The sequence below is a fragment of the Robinsoniella sp. genome (assembly GCF_034124845.1).
The window spans coordinates 2,588-3,517 of the sequence record NZ_JAWYAJ010000262.1; the positions used below are offsets into that span (position 1 = coordinate 2,588).

General features: G+C 42.5%; 1 protein-coding gene. It reads right to left on the reverse strand.

The window, feature by feature from the left end; all coding sequences use genetic code 11:
- Positions 1-12: 12 nt before the first annotated feature.
- Positions 13-930, reverse strand: a 918-nt coding sequence (locus tag ACH2DQ_RS13030) for a glycine--tRNA ligase (RefSeq protein ID WP_395027009.1), incomplete at its 5' end; no start/stop codon positions are given.

Genomic DNA, 930 nt, shown 5'->3' on the forward strand with positions numbered 1-930 from the left:
CCTGACAGCTGCTTAAAATTCAAATTTGTCTGCCAGATATGCCTCTAATTCTTCAATTTTAATTCTTTCCTGCTGCATAGAATCACGGTCACGGACAGTAACCGCTCCGTCTGTCTCAGATTCAAAATCATAGGTTACACAGAAAGGTGTTCCGATTTCATCCTGACGTCTGTAACGTTTTCCAATGTTTCCACGGTCGTCAAATTCACAGTTATATTTCTTAGACAGCATCGTAAATACTTTTTCTGCGCCTTCATTTAATTTCTTGGATAATGGCAGCACACCCACTTTAATAGGAGCCAGTGCCGGATGGAAACGAAGTACGGTTCTCTTATCTCCGCCTTCCAGTTCCTCTTCATCATATGCGCTGCATAGGAATGCCAGTACCACACGGTCTGCGCCAAGTGACGGTTCGATTACATATGGAATATATTTTTCTTTTTTCTCATCATCAAAATAACTCATATCCTGTCCGGAAGTATCCTGATGCTGTGTCAGGTCATAATCAGTTCTGTCGGCAACACCCCATAATTCGCCCCATCCGAATGGGAACAGGAACTCAATATCGGTAGTAGCTTTACTATAGAAGCAAAGCTCTTCTGCCGCATGGTCTCTTGCACGCATCTCGTCTTCTTTCATACCAAGCGCGGTTAACCAGTCCAGGCAGTATTTTTTCCAGTAAGCAAACCACTCCAGATCTGTTCCTGGTTCACAGAAGAATTCCAGCTCCATCTGTTCGAATTCTCTTGTACGGAAAGTAAAGTTTCCGGGTGTGATTTCATTACGGAAAGATTTACCGATCTGTCCGATTCCAAACGGAATTTTCTTTCTGGAAGTTCTCTGAACATTTTTAAAATTCACAAAAATACCCTGCGCTGTTTCGGGTCTTAAATATACAGTATTCTTCGCATCTTCTGTAACACCCTGGAA